At 57.7% G+C, this 17,093-nt stretch carries 13 protein-coding genes; 4 read left to right on the top strand and 9 right to left on the bottom strand.

The genetic code is table 11. From position 1 onward, the window contains the following. Positions 1-584 precede the first annotated feature (584 nt). From JFT81_RS02990 to JFT81_RS02970, 5 genes are all read right to left on the bottom strand, one after another. Positions 585-1,538: a D-2-hydroxyacid dehydrogenase family protein gene (locus JFT81_RS02990; RefSeq protein ID WP_201226054.1), complete on the bottom strand. Its 954-nt coding sequence runs from the start codon at positions 1,536-1,538 to the stop codon at positions 585-587. 13 nt (positions 1,539-1,551) lie between these two features. Further along, a complete protein-coding gene (locus tag JFT81_RS02985) occupies positions 1,552-2,598 on the bottom strand; it encodes an alpha/beta hydrolase (protein ID WP_201226053.1) in 1,047 nt (348 codons plus the stop codon). Positions 2,599-2,684: 86 nt separating this feature from the next. Then, positions 2,685-3,119: a YqaA family protein gene (locus JFT81_RS02980; protein WP_201226662.1), complete on the bottom strand. Its 435-nt coding sequence runs from the start codon at positions 3,117-3,119 to the stop codon at positions 2,685-2,687. Next, positions 3,119-3,565 carry a DUF411 domain-containing protein gene (locus JFT81_RS02975; protein WP_201226052.1) on the bottom strand — a complete coding sequence of 149 codons (447 nt, stop codon included), beginning with the start codon at positions 3,563-3,565 and terminating at the stop codon, positions 3,119-3,121. The genes JFT81_RS02980 and JFT81_RS02975 overlap by 1 nt, the downstream gene beginning before the upstream one ends. A gap of 267 nt (positions 3,566-3,832) precedes the next feature. Then, positions 3,833-5,824, bottom strand: a complete 1,992-nt coding sequence (locus tag JFT81_RS02970; protein ID WP_201226051.1) for a methyl-accepting chemotaxis protein — start codon at positions 5,822-5,824, stop codon at positions 3,833-3,835. Between the two features lie 381 nt (positions 5,825-6,205). On the opposite strand from JFT81_RS02970, the gene JFT81_RS02965 reads away from it, so the two are divergent. Beyond that, the gene (locus JFT81_RS02965; RefSeq protein ID WP_201204053.1) at positions 6,206-6,733 is read left to right on the top strand and encodes a hypothetical protein; all 528 of its coding nucleotides are present in this window, start codon (positions 6,206-6,208) and stop codon (positions 6,731-6,733) included. Between the two features lie 425 nt (positions 6,734-7,158). On the opposite strand, the gene JFT81_RS02960 is transcribed toward JFT81_RS02965, so the two are convergent. Further along, positions 7,159-7,299 carry a hypothetical protein gene (locus JFT81_RS02960; RefSeq protein ID WP_177431341.1) on the bottom strand — a complete coding sequence of 47 codons (141 nt, stop codon included), beginning with the start codon at positions 7,297-7,299 and terminating at the stop codon, positions 7,159-7,161. A 157-nt stretch (positions 7,300-7,456) separates the two neighbouring features. On the opposite strand from JFT81_RS02960, the gene JFT81_RS02955 reads away from it, so the two are divergent. After that, entirely contained in the window at positions 7,457-7,645 is a 189-nt protein-coding gene (locus JFT81_RS02955) for a hypothetical protein (RefSeq protein ID WP_201226050.1), read from the top strand. 18 nt (positions 7,646-7,663) lie between these two features. On the opposite strand, the gene JFT81_RS02950 is transcribed toward JFT81_RS02955, so the two are convergent. Further along, on the bottom strand, positions 7,664-8,041 hold the full coding sequence (locus JFT81_RS02950) for a fe2+ zn2+ uptake regulation protein (protein ID WP_201226049.1): 378 nt from the start codon (positions 8,039-8,041) through the stop codon (positions 7,664-7,666). Between the two features lie 298 nt (positions 8,042-8,339). Between JFT81_RS02950 and JFT81_RS02945 the strand changes: the two genes are divergently transcribed. Next, a complete protein-coding gene (locus tag JFT81_RS02945; protein ID WP_201226048.1) occupies positions 8,340-10,685 on the top strand; it encodes an acylase in 2,346 nt (781 codons plus the stop codon). 56 nt (positions 10,686-10,741) lie between these two features. On the opposite strand, the gene JFT81_RS02940 is transcribed toward JFT81_RS02945, so the two are convergent. After that, positions 10,742-11,743: a FecR family protein gene (locus JFT81_RS02940; RefSeq protein ID WP_201226047.1), complete on the bottom strand. Its 1,002-nt coding sequence runs from the start codon at positions 11,741-11,743 to the stop codon at positions 10,742-10,744. A gap of 152 nt (positions 11,744-11,895) precedes the next feature. On the opposite strand from JFT81_RS02940, the gene JFT81_RS02935 reads away from it, so the two are divergent. After that, positions 11,896-12,165, top strand: coding sequence for a PepSY domain-containing protein (locus JFT81_RS02935; RefSeq protein WP_201226046.1), 270 nt, complete (start codon positions 11,896-11,898; stop codon positions 12,163-12,165). A gap of 62 nt (positions 12,166-12,227) precedes the next feature. Here the strand turns inward: JFT81_RS02935 and JFT81_RS02930 are convergent, their stop codons facing one another. Beyond that, the gene (locus JFT81_RS02930; protein WP_201226045.1) at positions 12,228-17,012 is read right to left on the bottom strand and encodes a DUF6543 domain-containing protein; all 4,785 of its coding nucleotides are present in this window, start codon (positions 17,010-17,012) and stop codon (positions 12,228-12,230) included. Positions 17,013-17,093: the final 81 nt, after the last annotated feature.

Raw genomic sequence — 17,093 nt, 5'->3', positions numbered from 1 at the left:
GCATATGGCAAGCGCAAACGCGCCACGCATCGGTGAGCAAATGCTACCCAACACGCTTAAGCAGAATGGGTGGTTGGGCCGTTGCAAGGATTGCACCAGCCGCTTTGGCCCCGCCTTTCAGATGACCCGCCGCTTCACGCAAAAGTTTCGACTTTTTTTCCGCGATGTGACCGGCAGGTCTTGTCCCCGAAAAATCAGTCTAGGCCAGATCCTAGAGCGGGCGAGCGCAAATGGGTAAATTGTTCGACAATCGGTTTGCCGTTAACGGAAACCTTGGTTTGCTGGGGCAAACGCACCGACGAAGTGCAGGTTTTTTTGCGGGAGTGGATCAAAACGGTGACCGGGCGGTCACGTTTTCGTGCTAGCAGGGAAAGCGCTTGCACTGTTGTGGTGCGAACACTTTGTTAAATGGGTGCCCTCCTGCCAATGTAGGAGCTGCCGCAGGCTGCGATCCTTTGATCCTGTTTTTAAATCATGATCAAAGGATCGCACCCTACGGCAGTGGGTACAGGGAACGTGTTTCTGTAGGAGCAAAGCTTGCTCGCGATGACGGTGGTCGATTCACCCTCGCAATCAGCCAGGACTCAATTCAACAAACGAACAGGGCTGCCGGCTGACCACGCCTGAATATCCTCGATCATCTGCGAAAAGAACTGCTCATAGTTCTGCCGACTGACATACCCCACGTGCGGCGTCGCCAATACGTTGTCGAGCGTGCGAAACGGGTGCATGGCCGGCAACGGCTCGTGCTCGAACACGTCCAGCGCGGCGCCAGCGATCTGTTGTTTCTGCAAGGCTTTGATCAACGCCGCTTCGTCAACGATCGGCCCGCGTGCCGTGTTGACCAGCAGCGCCGTCGGTTTCATCCAGGCCAAGGCCTGCGCATCGACCAGGCCGCGACTGCGCTCGCTCAGCACCAGATGCACTGACAGCACATCGGACTGCTCAAACAGTGCCTGCTTGCTGACATAGGTCACGCCAGCCTGTTCGGCCCGCTCAGCCGTGAGGTTTTCACTCCAGGCGATCACCCGCATGCCGAAGACCTGCCCGAACTGTGCGACTTTCTGGCCGATGCTGCCAAGGCCAAGGATGCCCAGCGTCCGGCCATGCAGATCAGCGCCCAGGCCCTGCTGCCATTGACCCGCGCGCAGGGCATTGGCCTCGTTCACCAGATTGCGTGTGGCGGCCATGATCAGTGCCCAGGTCAGTTCCGGCGCGGCGTGCTTGTAGCTGTCAGTGCCGCAGACCTGAATGCCGAGCGTTGCCGCCGCTTGCATGTCCAGCGCCGCGTTACGCATGCCACCCGTGACCAGCAGCTTGAGGTTGGGCAATCGCTTGAGCAGGTCTTCATCGAACCGCGTGCGTTCACGCATCACGCAAATGACCTGATAGCGGCCCAGGCGCTCGGCCAGGGTGGCGTTGTCCGCCGGGTAATCATGCTCGAACGTCACTTCACCGAGGCTGTCGAGCACCGACCAGTCGACCACGTCACGGGCCACGTCCTGCCAGTCATCGATCACTGCAATCTGCACCGCCATCAGCTTCACCTCATCAACGAACGGGATTGGTTGTGCTCAGCCAGCCGAGCAGGGCTTTGTGAAACTGCGCGGGCTCTTCCATCTGCGGCGCATGGCCCATGCCGGGAAATTCCACCAACGTGGACTGCGGGACCAGCTTGGCCACTTGTTTGCCGAGCACCGCATAGTGGCCGATTTTCGCTTTCACCTCAGGTGGCGCGAGGTCCTTGCCAATGGCTGTAGTGTCGGAAGTACCAATCAGTAACAGGGTCGGCATCTTCAGGTCCTTGAACTCGTAGTACACCGGCTGGGTGAAAATCATGTCGTAGATCAACGCCGAATTCCACGCCACTTGAGTCTTGCCCGGGCCTTTGCTGAGGCCGGCGAGCATGTCGACCCAGCGATCGAATTCAGGCTTCCAGCGGCCGTCGTAATACGTTGTGCGTTCGTAGTCGCGAATACCCTGAGCGCTGACTTTCAATTCACGCTGATACCACTGATCCACCGTGCGGTAAGGCACGCCGAGGGCTTTCCAGTCTTCGAGGCCGATCGGGTTGACCAGTGCCAGTTGCTCGACTTGCTCGGGGAACAGCAGCGCATAACGGGTGGCGAGCATGCCGCCGGTGGAATGGCCGAGCAGGGTGGCTTTCTGGATGCCCAGCGCTTTGAGCAACTGCTGGGTGTTGGTTGCCAGTTGCTGGAAGCTGTATTGATAGTTGTCCGGTTTGCTGGAGGTGCAGAAACCGATCTGATCCGGCGCGATCACCCGGTAGCCCGCTTCGCTCAAAGCCTTGATCGAACTGTCCCAGGTTGCTGCGCAAAAATTCTTGCCATGCATCAGCACCACGGTGCGACCGTTGGCCTTGCCGTGCGCCGCGACGTCCATGTAACCCATCTGCAGGGATTTACCCTGGGATTGAAAGGCGAAGTGTTTAAGGGTGTAAGGGTATTCGAAGCCTTGCAGTTCCGGGCCGTACGCCGGGCCCTCTGCGGGCGCCGCCTCGGTGGCGGCATGAGCGAACAGCGGCAGGGCAGCGCTGAGGAACAGGCCGGGCAGCCAGCGGGAAAGCGTGACGGTCATAAGGGCAAACTCCATGGAAATCGGTCGATGCTGGAACGGCTGGATTAGGGCGACGTTAAACACAGGCAATGTTGCAGGTTGATCGTTCAACCGAGCCAGCCGAGGGTCAGCATCGCCAGTACCGCATAACGCGCGCCTTTGGCGAAGGTGACGATCAACAGGAAACGCCCGAGTGGTTCACGCATCACGCCGGCAATCAAGGTCAGCGGATCGCCGATCACAGGCAGCCAACTGAGCAGCAACGACCAATGCCCGTAACGCTCATAGTGCTTGCGCGCGCTGGCCATGTGTTTGTGGCTGACTGGAAACCAGCGCCGCTCCTGAAACCTTTCAATGCCTCGGCCCAGCCACCAGTTGACCAGCGAGCCGAGCACATTGCCCAGCGTTGCCACGCCGAGCAGGCCCCACAGCCAGTAACGGTCGCTGACGATCAAACCGACCAGCAACGCCTCCGACTGCAGCGGCAACAGGGTCGCCGCACCAAACGCGGCAACGAACAGCCCTGTGTAGGCAGCGCCGATCAATGGGCCGGGTAGTCCGCCACCACCACATCCGCGCCGTCTTTCTTCAGGCCGATGACCTGATAGGCGTCACTCATGCCGTCCATTTCCATGCCCGGCGAGCCCATCGGCATGCCCGGGGCGGCAACGCCCAGCAGATCGTCGCGTTTGCTCAATGCCAGCACCTGTTCTGCGGGAACGTGGCCTTCGACGAATTTGCCATTGATGATTGCGGTGTGGCACGACGCCAGGCGCGGCGGTACGCCATGTTGTTGCTTGAAGCTGCTCATGTCGGCTTCGACGTGGTCTTCGACTTTGAAACCGTTGGCTTCGAGGTGGCTGATCCACTTTTTGCAGCAACCGCAATTTGCATCGCGGTGGACTTCGATGGGGATCAGGTCGGCCGCTTGAGCCAGGGAGGAGATGAACAGGGCGCTCAGGGCGACCAGACGCAAATGGGTTCGCATGACGGGTTCTCGACTCGGTTGGCGGTCAAAAAGAACGCATTTTGACCGGTTTTTCCTGCTTGGCATCAACGGAGTGTTTCCAGTTGCTACAAGACAGACTGCCAGAATGATCGTAGATCAACGCTGACAAATAACTGAGCGCAAGATGACAAATCTGTCAGTCGCCCTGTAGGAGCTGCCGCAGGCTGCGATCTTTTGATCTTGATCTTTTAAAAGACAAAATCAAAAGATCGCAGCCTGCGCCAGCTCCTACGGGGACGCGGCGGGTTAGCGGACTTTGAAGCGGCCCATGATCGCGCTCACTCGGCTGTTGGCTTCCAGCAACTGGCGGGTGTTGAGCTCGCTGGCCTGGCCGCTCTGCACCAGTTCATCGACCATGTGGCGGATCTGCACCATGCTGCGGTTGATTTCTTCGGTTACCGCGCTTTGCTGTTCGGCCGCCGTCGCTATTTGCGTGCTGAGGCTGTTGATGTGGCTGACCGAACCGGCCATTTCATCCAGACCGGAATTGACCCGTGCGGTCGCGTCGGCCGCCGACTGGCAGCTGGCCTGGGTGTTTTCCATGGCTGCAACCGACGAGCTCACGCCTTGGGTCAGGCGCGTCAACATCTCATTGATTTCTGAAGTGCTGGCCTGGGTGCGGGCGGCGAGGGCGCGAACCTCATCGGCCACCACGGCAAAACCGCGACCTTGTTCACCGGCGCGTGCCGCTTCAATCGCCGCGTTGAGTGCCAGTAGATTGGTCTGGCCGGCAATGGCGCCGATCACCCCGAGAATCTCGGTAATGCGCTGGGCGTCCTGTTGCATGTTTTCGACTTTGTGTGTGGCACTGGCCACTTCATCAATCAGCGCCACGACGCTATTGGTGGCTTCGCCCACCACCACCCGCGAGCGGTCGGCGTTTTCGTTGGCACGCTGAGTGAACGCTGCGGTTTCGGCGGCGTTCTGCGCGACGCTGTCTGCCGTCGAGCTCATCTCGGTGATGGCCGTCACGGTCTGATCGGTTTCCGAAGCATGGCGCAGCAGAATCTGGCTGGTGTGCGCCGACGTGCGTTGCAGGTTGTCGAGGCTCGACGCCATGGCACCGGTGGCCTGGGTGACTTCACCGATCATGTTTTGCAGGTAGGTGATGAAGGTGTTGATCGAATGGCCGATCGCACCGAGTTCATCTTCAGCACGGATGGTGATCCGTTTGGTGAGGTCGGCATCGCCGCTGGAGAGCAAATCGATGTTGGCCTTGAGTGCTTTCATGCGCTGAACCAACTGGCGAATCGCATAGACCTGCAACAGCACCAGCAGGATCACCAGCGGAATCTGCAACAGGCTCAAGGTGCTCAGCACGTCATCGCGTTGCGCTGTGAGCATTTTGGTCGGCAGGGCCGTGGCAAGGAACCATGGTGTGCCTTCGATCGGACGCATGAAGAAGGTGCTGGCTTCACCGTTGTTGTCGAACTCGACGCGTTGCGCTTGATCGCGGTTTTGCAGGCCGGTTTTGATCTGGCTGGCGAACGTCGAGCTCCCGGCGAGTTCGTTGATGTTTTTCAACACGATCGGACCGCTGATGCGCGAACTGTTGCTGATGATCTTGCCGTCGGCCTCGACGATGAGCATTTCGGCGTTGAGGTCTTTTTCCTTGCGCGCCACCAGGTCATTGAAAAAGCCCAGGGTCACGTCAATGGTCGAAACGCCCCACGCGCTGCCATTTTTCTGAATGGCCATGGCGCAGTTGGTGCGCGGCTCGGCGCTGGCGTCATCTTTATAGGCCGCGGCCCAGGCGCACTGACCGCGAGGCGTGGCCATGCCACCCTTGTACCAGCTCTGGTCGTAATAGTTGGGCGCCGCGTCACTGTTCCAGAAGGTGTTCACCGCCAGTTTGCCCGAGGCGTCACGGTGCCAGAAGGTGCTGAACTTGTTGCGCCCGGCTTCACGCTGGCCGGGCAAAGGCCAGATCCCGCCACCAAAAACCTTCAACTCGCCGTACTGATCCACCAGCCCCGGCAATACCGTGTCGATGGCTGCGCTGTCGAGCAGCGGGATGGTCTGAGTGATGCTGCGTTGCTGCGACTGAACCTTGTTCAGCTCGCCCTGAATCTGCTCGGCGACTTCGGCGATACGGTTAAGCACTACCTGCTCTTCGGTATGCCGCAGTTTGGGCGCAACCAGTTGACTGATACCGACCACGGTCAGCACCGACAACAGCAAGATGAACAGAACCAGAAACAGCGTGTAGCGAGCCTGAATGGTGCGGAATGCGGGCATGGAGACCGGTCCTTGAGCTGCGATTCTTATTAGGGGCGGGGGATAAAACAGTGCGGGTATCCCTAACGTATCGTCGCCGTTGAAAGAAGCTTTAGGTACTGGCGTACTAAAAATACGCGTACCGACGACTGGTCAGTATCGGGTCTGATACAGGCAGCCTCTCGGGCTCGTTCGTTAGAGCAAACGGTCTATTGAAAGATTTTCGATCAAGGGCGTACAGACCAGCATTTATGGGCGTTTGCCTGTTTGTATCGAGAATGTACAAGAATTGTAAAAAAGTGCACCAAAAGGGTTGGTGCTATCAGTTGGCCGGTAGATACTCCGCGCTATTCACGTTGTTCAACAAGGACATTCAATGCACATTTCACAGGGAGTCCGCGCATGACTATCGGCATTGTCGGCCAATGGCAAAGCAAGGCAGGGGTTCTGGTGCGCGACACTGGCGCGAAAAAGCAGGTTGCGCAAAGTGTCAAGGTGCAGCAGATGCTCACCAAGGTCGGCACCGATCCCAACGCCATCAATACCGCCGAAATGGACAAGCAAGGCCTGCGCAAGAACATCAAGGGCTTTGATCCTACGAACGTCTCGGTAAAACAGATGGGCAACCTCAGCGCCATGCTGCGCAGCCGAGGGCTGATCTCCGAGATCACGTCTTTCACGCTGATGAATGCCGGCGACAAATTCGACCGTTTCGGCGTAACCAAAGACGTTGATGTCAAATTCAACGCACTGGAGTATTTCGCGACTCAGCTCGATGCGATCCAGAACAATGGCCTCAATGGCAACGCTTACGGGAAAGCCCTGATCCCTGAGTACAAAAAAGCCATCTACGTACTGCAGAACCTCAAGACGTACGGTGAAGGCAACGCGGCGAAACCGGTCGACCAAGGCGTCAAAGCCAAGGCTTGAGACTTCAATGTGGCCCGCTCGACATTGAGCGGGCCGTTGTCGAATGACGGCACTGCGTTCAATCGCGCGATGGCGGTGTCTCGATCAAGTGATTGGCAAGTTCCTGTTGGGCCTGATCGTGCAGTTGCTGCATGTGCGGGCAGGCTAACGCCAGCTCGCGCAACCGGTAACCGCGGTGAAACAGCGCCAGCCATCCCCCCCTTTACCTTCCATGGGTGCCAGCCCGCAGTCTTTCAGCAGCATGTCATAACGATTAGCGTGTATTTCCAAGTCAACGGCTACGCCATGTTGATTGGATCCGACGTTCGTTGTCGGTGGACGTCGGAAAAAACAATGCCCGCTAGGAGCGGGCATCTTTGAAGTGGTTCGGCTGTCAATTTCCCTGCGCGCATTATCGGTAGGCGGGCAGGGCGAACAATCCTGTTCTAACGATGTTGATAATAACCAGGACCGCCCTGGTAATAACGATGGTGATCGTCGTGCCAGCCGCCGTGCGGGAAGATGATGCAACCGCTCAGGGTCAGCAGGGCGAGAAGGGGAATCAGCCAGGTGATTCGACGCAGCATTTCAAAAGTCCTCATGGTGATGCCGTCATGAAGCCAAAACTCTTCATCGGCTGTAACATGAGACCCCGTTTGCGCAGGCGCATCCCCGAAACACGGTAAGCGCATGGCATGCAAACGGATACAAACCGGATACATTTCAAAGTTTCAGGAAGCCGCAATGACCCACAAGCAACGCTTGATTTATTCGATCGTGATCGCCGTGTCCGTACTGCTGATCATGTTAGGTCTGTCCTGGCTGCAAAACGCCGGGATGATCACGGAGAAGATGTTTCAGTTCATCGCAATTGGTGTTGCGGTAGTCGTGGTGATTATCAACGGCGTGATGCGCCGCAAGGTCAAGCCCTGACGGCGATCGCTACGCGCTTCACTCGTTGTTGAGGACTGCCGCAGCCTGTGGATGCAGGCTGTAGCTCTTGTCCGCATTGAAGGTGATGACGCCTTCGGCGCACAGACGCTTGAGAACTTCGCGTACGCTGAGAAATGACAGCGGAATGTCCAGATCCAGCAATTGGCTGTGGACACCGCGCACGCCCAGGCGACGCTCGGTTTGAGCAGCGACCAGCAGGGCGTCGATGACTTTCAGGCGGATCAGGCTGGTGCGCAACCCGAAGCTTTTCAGCAGCAGCCGGATCCGTTCGTTGCCGTGACGGTCGACACTGTGCCCGAAATCGCTCGCGTGTGGGCTCATGGAAGCTCCTTGTGGCGCCTGGCTACCGTCCGTTGGTAGTTGCGAGTTGTACATGCGATTACTCCTTTTCAGAACCTGATCGGGAAAGGTTTTTTTGCGTTCTCTAAACAAGACGTATCAGCTCGGCAAATCATGAAAGAAAAAATGTAGAAAATTCGTCGCTGTTTCGTCTTTTCTGCGTTTTCAGGGCTCCGGATTGCCATTCAACGGGTTAAATTTTTTTCTTCCGGCTTCGTTTTCAGGACAGGCTCATTGCGCGTGGACGCGTGGGCGTTTCCAGAGCGGATCCGCTGCCGTCCTATTCGCGTGGCAACGTCTGATCCGCTCTTCGGTATTTCGATCAGGAGCGAACGTGATTATTTCCAGGCAGTTAACCGGACTGACCCTTGCCGGTATGTTTCTCGGACTGAGTCTGTCGGCCCATGCATTCAGTCCAGCCACTGAAGCCCGCGCCGATATCCGCCGTACCGGTTTTGGTGTGCCGCACATTCGCGCTGAAAACGAACGCGGCCTCGGTTTTGGCATCGGCTATGCCTATGCGCAGGACAATCTCTGCCTGCTGGCCAACGAGATCGTTACGGTCAACGGTCAGCGCTCACGTTATTTTGGTCCCGATCAGTTCACGGTCGAACAACGCGAAAACCGCGTCAGCGATGTGTTCTTCACCTGGCTCAATACGCCCGAGGCGGTACAGACGTTCTGGCAGGCGCAATCTACTCAGGTACGCGATCTGGTCGAAGGCTACGCCGCAGGCTACAACCGTTATCTTGCCGAGCGTCGCCAGCAGGGCTTGCCGCAGCAGTGTCAGGGCGAGTGGGTGCGCGATATTGCGCCCGAGGATCTGGTCAAGCTGACGCGTCGTCTATTGGTTGAGGGCGGCGTTGGCCAGTTTGCCGAAGCCTTGGCCGGCGCGACACCGCCGCAAGCGACTGCGAGCATCACGCACGACCAGCGCGCCTACCAACTGGCCGACGCGCGCCAGCAACGCTTTGCCCTGGATCGCGGCAGCAACGCGGTGGCCGTGGGCAGCGAGCGCTCGTTCAATGGCCGTGGCATGTTGTTGGCAAACCCGCACTTTCCGTGGGTGGGCGGTATGCGTTTCTATCAGATGCATCTGACCATTCCCGGCAAACTCGACGTCATGGGCGCCGCCTTGCCTGGCCTGCCAATGATCAATATCGGTTTCAACCAGCATCTCGCCTGGACTCACACCGTCGATTCGTCGAAGCACTTCACGTTGTATCGCTTGCAACTTGATCCGAAGGATCCCACGCATTACCTGCTTGACGGCAAATCGCTGCCGATGAGCAAGCAGACCGTCACCGTGCAGGTCAAGCAGGCGGACGGCCAAGTGGTGCCGGTTGCACGCGATGTCTACAGCTCGCAGTTCGGTCCGATTGTGCAATGGCCGGGCAAGCTCGATTGGGACAAGCAGTACGCTTATAGCCTGCGCGATGCCAATCTCGACAACGACCGAGTGCTGAAGCAGTGGTACGCCATGAATCAGGCTGCCAGCCTCAAGGATCTGCAGGATTCGGTACACAGGATTCAGGGCATCCCTTGGGTGAACACCCTGGCAGTGGATGACAAAGGGCAGACGCTGTACATGAACCTGTCGGTGGTGCCGAACGTTAGCGCCGAGAAACTGGCCAAGTGCAGCGACCCGCGTATCGGTCTGCAACTGATCGTGCTGGACGGTGCCAACAGCGGCTGTGCCTGGGACATTGATCCGCAGGCCGCGCAGAAGGGGATCTATGCCGCCAGTCAATTGCCGCAATTGCTGCGCAAGGACTTTGTCCAGCATTCCAACGATTCCGCGTGGTTGGCCAACCCGGCTCAGCCGCTGACCGGTTTCTCGCCATTGATCAGTCAGGAAGGCCAACCGCTGGGGTTGCGCTCGCGTTTTGCCTTGGATCGCTTGGTCAATCTGAGCAAGAAAGGCCCACTGGCCGTCAAGGATCTGCAACAGATGGTCATGGACGATCAGGTGTATCTGGCGACGCTGGTGGTACCGGATCTGTTGAAGTTCTGTGCTGCCGAGCAGGCTAGCAACGCCGCAACATTGAAGTCGGTGTGTGCCAGCCTCAAGGCGTGGGATGGTCGGGCAAACCTCGATTCGGGCCTGGGTCTGGTGCATTTCCAACACATCATGCAAGCGTTGCAGCAATCGCCGGATATCTGGAGCGTCGCCTTCGACCCTAAAGATGCACAACACACGCCGCGTGGCCTGGCTGTCGAGCAACCGGCAGTGGCCAAGGCACTGCGCGAAGCCATGCTGGCCTCGGCAGAGTCGGCGAGCAAAATGGGCCTCAAGGCGCAAACTCGCTGGGGCGATATCCAGGTGGTCAGCAGTGGCGGCCAACAAACGCCGATCCACGGTGGGCCGGGTACGTTGGGGATCTACAACGCGATTCAAAGTGTGCCGCGCGAGGATGGCAAGCTTGAGGTGGTGGGTGGCACCAGCTATCTGCAAGTCGTGACGTTCGATGAAAAGGGGCCACACGCGCAGGGACTGCTGGCATTCTCGCTGTCCAGTGATCCGGCGTCGAAATACTCACGGGACCAGACCGAGGCATTTTCGAAGAAGCAGTGGAGTGTGCTGCCGTTTACTGAACAGCAGATCCAGGCCGACCCGCAGTATCAAGTGCAAACAGTCGGTGATTCGCTAGACAAGAGCGGGAAAGTGGCAGCGCAATAATTAGATTGCTTTCTACGCAAGACCCGAAGGCCACATTCCGTTAAAGGATGTGGCCTTCAGCTTTTTGGCGGCTGTTGCGGCAGGGTATTGATAACGGTGTTGCCTTCCTTGTTGCGCGTCACGTAGACCGGCAACACTTTGGGCAGGGAGCTCACCAGGTTGTTCAGTTCTTTGATGTTGTAAATGCCGCCGACCCGAAGCGAGCCGGTATTGCTGTCGGCGAGCATCAAGGGGGTTTTCAGGTAACGGTTGATCAGCGGCAGCGCATCGCTGAGTGCCAGATTGTCCAGCACCAGTTTTCCGCTCAGCCAGGCCAGCGACGTGTCGCCGGGGTACGTCTGGCTGATTTGTGGCATGTAATCGCCTTGCCGATAACGCGCCTGCATCGCTGGTCCGAGACGCAAGCCATCACCCGGCAGTGCGGAATTGCTGGTGACCAGCACTGAACCTTCGACCAGATTCACCCGCACTTGATCTTCGTACATCCAGACATTGAAGCGCGTGCCTGTCACGCGAACTCTGCCTTCGCCTGCGCGAACGATAAACGGATGGCTGAGGTCGTGGCTGACAGTGAAAAACGCTTCCCCTTTTTTCAAGGTAACGCGTCGTTCATCCTTGTAATTGCTGAAGGTCAGGTCAGTGTTGAGGTTCAGTTGGAGCTGGCTGCCGTCACTCAAGGTGACCTGGCGCACATTGTCGGTCGCGGCGAAATGCTCATAGCTGTCAGGCAACCAGCCGAGATTCCAGCCGGCATAAGCCGCCAGCGGCAAGGCCAGTGCACAGACACCCGCCGCTACCGCATATTGACGCCATGCGCGTGAAGGTTGGCGGATTGGCACCACAGCGGCAGGTTCCGGGCGCGGCAGGTGCTCGGCGACGTCCCAGATTTCCAGCATGGCTTCATACTCGAATGCGTGCAGAGGATGAGCGTCATGCCATTGTTCGAATGCGCGACGTTCTCCATCCGTGCAATCGGCGGCATGCAGACGCATGCACCAATGCGCGGCGGCATCGGTGATCGCATCGTATTCGGCTTCCGAGAGAGTGTCTTGGGTCATTGACTCGTCCTGATTTCGCACATTCTAACCTTGAGGGGAAGTTGCCGAGAACATCCGTCATGGCAATTACCCATCAAAGTGGAACTTATTTTTCGCTCTGACGCCCAAAAAGCAGGACGCCACTGACTACTATCCACAAATGGAGTGAAAAAATGATCAAAAGAACCTTCGCAGCCGTGATTGCCACCGCCAGTTTGCTGACTGCGGGTGCCGCTTTGGCGGATAAACCAGGTGCCGGCTGGGTCACCATTGAAAAAGCCATCGAAATCGTCAAAACCAAGGCCGGTTATGTCGAAGTCTATGAAATCGAAGCCGACAACAACGGTTACTGGAAAGGCGAGGGGCGCAAAGCCGATGGCGTTGTTTACGAATTTCGCATCGACGGCGCATCGGGCAATGTACTGAGGGATCAGAAAGACTGATCCGCAGCGCTGTCGACAGCCCTGAATATGCGCAGGTTCGCCTGCGCATTTTTTTTGCCTGCTTACGGCGAAGAATTGCTCACCGGATCGAGTTGTCTGCCCAGCTGACAAATCAGGAAAGCAATTGAATCGGCATTGCGCAGGATGGTGTCAATGCGCGCATGCGGCGTCTGCTGATCGAGGAAAGCATCGCGTGCTGCCGCCAGGGTGGGGCTGCGCGTAGCGTCGAGAATCGCTTTGCTGACGCTCGACAGTTCAGGAATTTGATCGTAGTCGATCCACGATTGATGTTTGTCACTCCAGCGCGAAAACAACTCCTGCCTGGGTGTTGCCAGCGATAGTGCGTCGCGTTGAAACGCCTGCTGCGAGCTTTTCATTGCGGCGCCATGCCCGGTGATTGTCTCGATCAGATCGGTAAACGGTCGTCGAGCTTCCAGCGTGGCAATGTCCACGGCCTTGCAGATTTGATGCGCGAACTCGTGAATCAAGGTGGATGCCTGGGCATGTCCGTCGACATTGAAGGGTTCAGTCAGGGAGGATTTGTACCAGTCCAGTTGCTGATTGAAAAACTTCTCGGTGAAGTGCACCTTGCGCTGTTCGTCGTCATCCAGAACAAAAGCAATCAGATTGGCCTCAGGGTATTTGTTCGAACCTATGACGAAACGGTCGGTATTCATCAAGTCTTCCATCGGATCCACCAGCGCGGTGCACAGCGGGACTATCGCGTTTTTCACTTTGCCGATGACTGCGTTGTCGATCTCGTCCAGATCAAAAAAAAGCTTGAGGAAGTTATCCAGCCGGCTACCGGAGCGTTCGCCTTTGAACAGGGCCAGATTGTACAAACTGTTGAACGCGTAATGGCGGGCCATCTCGACAGACTGCAGCAGCATTCGAGCCTTGTCGGGGTGTTTGGCACGAATGTCTTCCATGCCCTGTGCTTCGATGTTCAGCACCAGCCGGCGTTCACGGTCGGCCGCATAACGGTTGTACATTTTCGACAGGGCCTTGCCGTAATGGATGGTATGTCGATCCGGATCCAGCACCAGTTGCGTAGCATTTTTACGCAAGGTCGGGCCGTACGAATGCTCATTGACCATTCGCCAAACGACGCCTGGCTTGTCGACGCGATAGACCTTGCCGGCAATGGCTGCATACGTGCGCTTGTCGATGGGGTTGGTGTAGATTCCGCTGACGGGATCATGGGTGAGATGGGTCAGTGCGACCGTCGTGGATTCGAACGGTTGCAGTTCAGTGCGTGAGGGCGCGGTCGGGTTGATCTGGTCGCGGCGGGGGGCTGCCAACGGCGTTTCCTGTAGTGCTGACTCGGCATCCGTCACCGTTTCCGAGGATGACTCCATCGACAGACGCCCCATGCTGACCATTTGCACGGCGCCCGTCATGAACGCCTTCAGTGCGCGTTTCCAATGGTGATCCTGTAAGGCCTCGGCGGAGTCCTTGAACGCTTTGTAGCTATTCCAGAGGAATGGCACATAGGCGAGTTTGCCCGGCAACAGGCCGGAGACCAGATTGACGCCTTCGCTGAAGAGGTTTTTTGCCGCCTCCCAATCGGCCTGCGCAGTACTTTGCAACTGACTGGCGAGCAGGTGCGGCAGCAGGGCAAGGTTGTCGCGGTATAAACGCGAAAGAAAATTTTCTTCGATAGCCTTGACCGACAGCGTCATTTCGCTGACTTCGCCAACGCTCGACGCCAATAACCCGCGCAATGAAGCTTGCTGACTCTCGGGCGAGCGTCGAATCAGCAGATCCTGCAGCAACCCCGGCGTATTCAGAGCGGCCACGAGGTCAGCCTCGCTTGCAAATTGACGAAAAACTTCATCGGCGTAGGGCGTGTAAAGCACCCGTGGACCCGGCAGCGAAGTACCGATCACATACATTGCCTGAATCTCGACAGGCGCAGCGCCAGCAGTCTTGATCAACGCCAGGGGTGACACGATTGCATGGGCGCCCTCAACGCTGGCGCGTGCCTTGCCATCTGGCATGTCCAGCACTTGGCTGAGCAGATCGAAGGAGTGCCCGGACAGGCGCTGTTGCAGTTTTAATGCGTGCGCGTGTTGCAGCAATTGCCAAGGTATTTGCTGTACAAAGCGTTGTTTGCGCGAGTCAGCCTGAGGGGTTTTTTCCGAGAGCACATCGGTGATTTGTTTTGTGTAGACAGTCGGAATCGCCAGTGACAGCAGCAACTGTCGAACAACCTGCTGATCAAGGCCAGCGGGTAGGGCCTGGGTGGTTTTCGACGCCACTTTGAAGCCGGTGCCCTGAGCGATGTTGACGTGGTTCAAGGCGAACTCGACGAGGTTGCGCGGCGGCCCGGCAAGGGCCAGGTTCGGGATGATCTCAATCTGTTGCGGATCAACCTGACCCGCCGAAAATCGAGCCTTGAGCAACGACGCCAGCGTCTCGCGCACGTAGTGCACCAGGGACGGAATACCGTGCAGGTAGTCCTTGTCATCGATGACGCTGTTGCGCCATCGCTCCAACAATTCGAGCTGCAGTTGTTGTTCGGCAATCGGCGCCATACCCAGCCAGGCCGCCAGTGATTGCTGCTGCTTGATGGCCTGAGCGATGTCGGTCGCTCGTTGCAGGTTGGTTTCCAGCAGGTTTTTGCCAAGTGAAGTGAGTGCCTTTGCCAGGTGCGCGGGATCTTTCAGCTGTGTACGCAGTTGTTCGCAGCGAGCCAGATAAAGCTCGATCGCCGACTGCATGCAGGCCTCGAGTACATTTCCTTCGATCAACTGCAGCGGGCCCAACGAATATTGGCGATGGAGCAGTTCTGGTTGGGGGCGCAGGTTTTCCAGAAGGGTGAGTCGCTGAACGCTGTCTTTTAGCCGCCGGTTCAGCGCCTGGCGGGCACTGAGAATGTTTTCGAACGCCTCAAGTCCCAGGGCCGGTGTCCACAAGATCACCCATCCGGAATAGTCGGCGTCGAGGCCACCGCGCTCTGTCAGCAATACGCACTGATCGAGCGGCAATGGTTTTTCCTCCCCGGAGACGCTCACCGTCAGCGACCAGGCATCGGGGCGAAAGCCGTTGAGTGAGTGCCGATCCTTTCGGGTGGGGCGGTCAGCGTTGAACACGGTATCGACAATGGCCCGCTGGGTGTTTTGCAATGTGCCGTGAGTGACCCTCAGCTCTGCTTCGCCATGCACGCCGACATACAGGGAATGAGCCAGCCTTGGTTTCATGTTCTCCAGATAATCGCGCTGAGTGGCTGCGGTGGTGAGTGGCTGGGCGGCGAACTCAAGGAGCAGCGCCGCTTTCACGTCGCGGAACGACTTGATTGCAATCGTCGCTTTGTCGGCCAACACCTGCGAGGGTTGCTCCCGGCCGAGCAATATCGGGCGGGTGCTCCAGCGCTCGCCGGCATCGAGCGTGAGCAACTGCTCATGGAGCATCGTGCGGATATCCAGGGCTTTGTCGTACAAGGCATGTGCGTCTACGGCGCCATCACTGTGGCGACATACTTGTAAGGCGTATTCGGTGTTCCCCCGTTGTTTGGTGATGATGAATTCAAACAGCACTTCAAAGATTTCGCCGGATATGACGTCGCCTGTCACCTGCGGTTGGTCGAAACCGATAAAGCGGCTGCGCTCCTCCAGACTCAACAGCCCGTAAAGTTCGTCTTTGTGGCCGGCAGTCTTGAACTTGCTCAACAGGGTTTGCTTGAGATCCTGGTAGTCCTTGAGCACTTGCAGGCCCTGGGTCGGCGTATACAGGTAGGCATTGGTGTGGCTGATCATCACCGAACCTGCCAGCTCCACGTAGTTGGGCTGGTACTCCCACATGCGCACGGTCTCCAGCGTGGGGCGGCGAGAGGCGGACGGCAGCGGCTCGATCATTTCATGCAAGGTGGTGAACTGCGCAGCATCGATGACATTGGTTTCGCGTTTGAGCAGCAGTTCGGCGCGGGCCTGGTCTTCCAGTGCCAGAGCAAAAAACGCACGACGAGAGGAGCCGTCGGCGCAGGGCGCTTGCCAATAGGTTTCAAGACGTTCAAACAGCAACGCGGTCAATTTGCTTGAAGCGCTGATCACCGCGTTCTCCCAATGGGCTTGATCCGTCGTCTGCGGCGACCTCGCCGAATTGGAGTACTCGTGTAACTGGCCGTGCGGCCAGTGCTGGTGTCGGAAATACATCAGCACGGCATCGCTCAGACTCATGGACTCCAGCCAGTGTCGAGTGATGCCGTTGTCGGGGCTGCTGTAGAAACTGACGCGAGTGTGGCGTTGTTGCAGATCGGGAAATGTGGGCTGAAGCAACTGTTGCAGCACATCTTCGATCAGCGAGGCGAGGGAGGGCAGTTGCTTCAGTTCAACCAGCAGCGCTTCGGCGTTTATGCGCTGAGCCTGAGTGATGACGGAACGCTGATCATCGAATAGATCTTCGGCAATGGTTTCAAAGGTGATCTGGATAGCATCGGCTTCCAGCAGATGCTTGCGTTGAGCTATCGGTAGGAAGGCCAGTAAACGTCGAGCAACGTCGGGCGTCTTGAGGCGTTTTTCCAATTCCTTCTTGAGGTCTGCGCGGCTGGGGTGTTTCTGGATGCCTTGATAGGGTGTGTAAAGAATCTCCCGATTTTTATCCGCTGTGGAACCGAGCGTGAAACTGCCGGCCAACGGCACAGCGGGCAGCCCCGTTGTGCTGAGCAGGATGCGCTGGGCGAGCATCGACGGGACTTGCTGGCTGCGCATGGATTGCGAGGCCAATTCGGTATGGGCCAGCCAGTCGAAGTCCTCGCGGGACAACCCATGCATTGACCCCAACTCGTCCCAGAGCCCAGGCGACTTCAACGTTTCGGGAAACAACAATGGGGAAATAACTGCGGGCATGATCGAGCCTCGACGGGGCGCATTTGCAGCGCCGATAGATTGAGGCCCAAGGGTATGAGTCTGCAGCGAGCGTCGGGTGGT

Origin of the sequence: Pseudomonas sp. TH43, from assembly GCF_016650635.1 — a bacterium.
In the GTDB taxonomy this organism is placed as follows: Bacteria; Pseudomonadota; Gammaproteobacteria; order Pseudomonadales; family Pseudomonadaceae; genus Aquipseudomonas.
This window is presented reverse-complemented; position numbering and strand designations above follow the sequence as displayed.

Coding starts and splice junctions, on each gene's coding strand:
- JFT81_RS02975 (WP_201226052.1), bottom strand. CDS start 3,565: ATGCGAACCCATTTGCGTCTGGTCGCCCTGAGCGCCCTGTTCATCTCC.
- JFT81_RS02950 (WP_201226049.1), bottom strand. CDS start 8,041: ATGTACAACTCGCAACTACCAACGGACGGTAGCCAGGCGCCACAAGGA.
- JFT81_RS02935 (WP_201226046.1), top strand. CDS start 11,896: ATGATCAAAAGAACCTTCGCAGCCGTGATTGCCACCGCCAGTTTGCTG.
- JFT81_RS02965 (WP_201204053.1), top strand. CDS start 6,206: ATGACTATCGGCATTGTCGGCCAATGGCAAAGCAAGGCAGGGGTTCTG.
- JFT81_RS02990 (WP_201226054.1), bottom strand. CDS start 1,538: ATGGCGGTGCAGATTGCAGTGATCGATGACTGGCAGGACGTGGCCCGT.
- JFT81_RS02960 (WP_177431341.1), bottom strand. CDS start 7,299: ATGCTGCGTCGAATCACCTGGCTGATTCCCCTTCTCGCCCTGCTGACC.
- JFT81_RS02955 (WP_201226050.1), top strand. CDS start 7,457: ATGACCCACAAGCAACGCTTGATTTATTCGATCGTGATCGCCGTGTCC.
- JFT81_RS02985 (WP_201226053.1), bottom strand. CDS start 2,598: ATGACCGTCACGCTTTCCCGCTGGCTGCCCGGCCTGTTCCTCAGCGCT.
- JFT81_RS02930 (WP_201226045.1), bottom strand. CDS start 17,012: ATGCCCGCAGTTATTTCCCCATTGTTGTTTCCCGAAACGTTGAAGTCG.
- JFT81_RS02970 (WP_201226051.1), bottom strand. CDS start 5,824: ATGCCCGCATTCCGCACCATTCAGGCTCGCTACACGCTGTTTCTGGTT.
- JFT81_RS02940 (WP_201226047.1), bottom strand. CDS start 11,743: ATGACCCAAGACACTCTCTCGGAAGCCGAATACGATGCGATCACCGAT.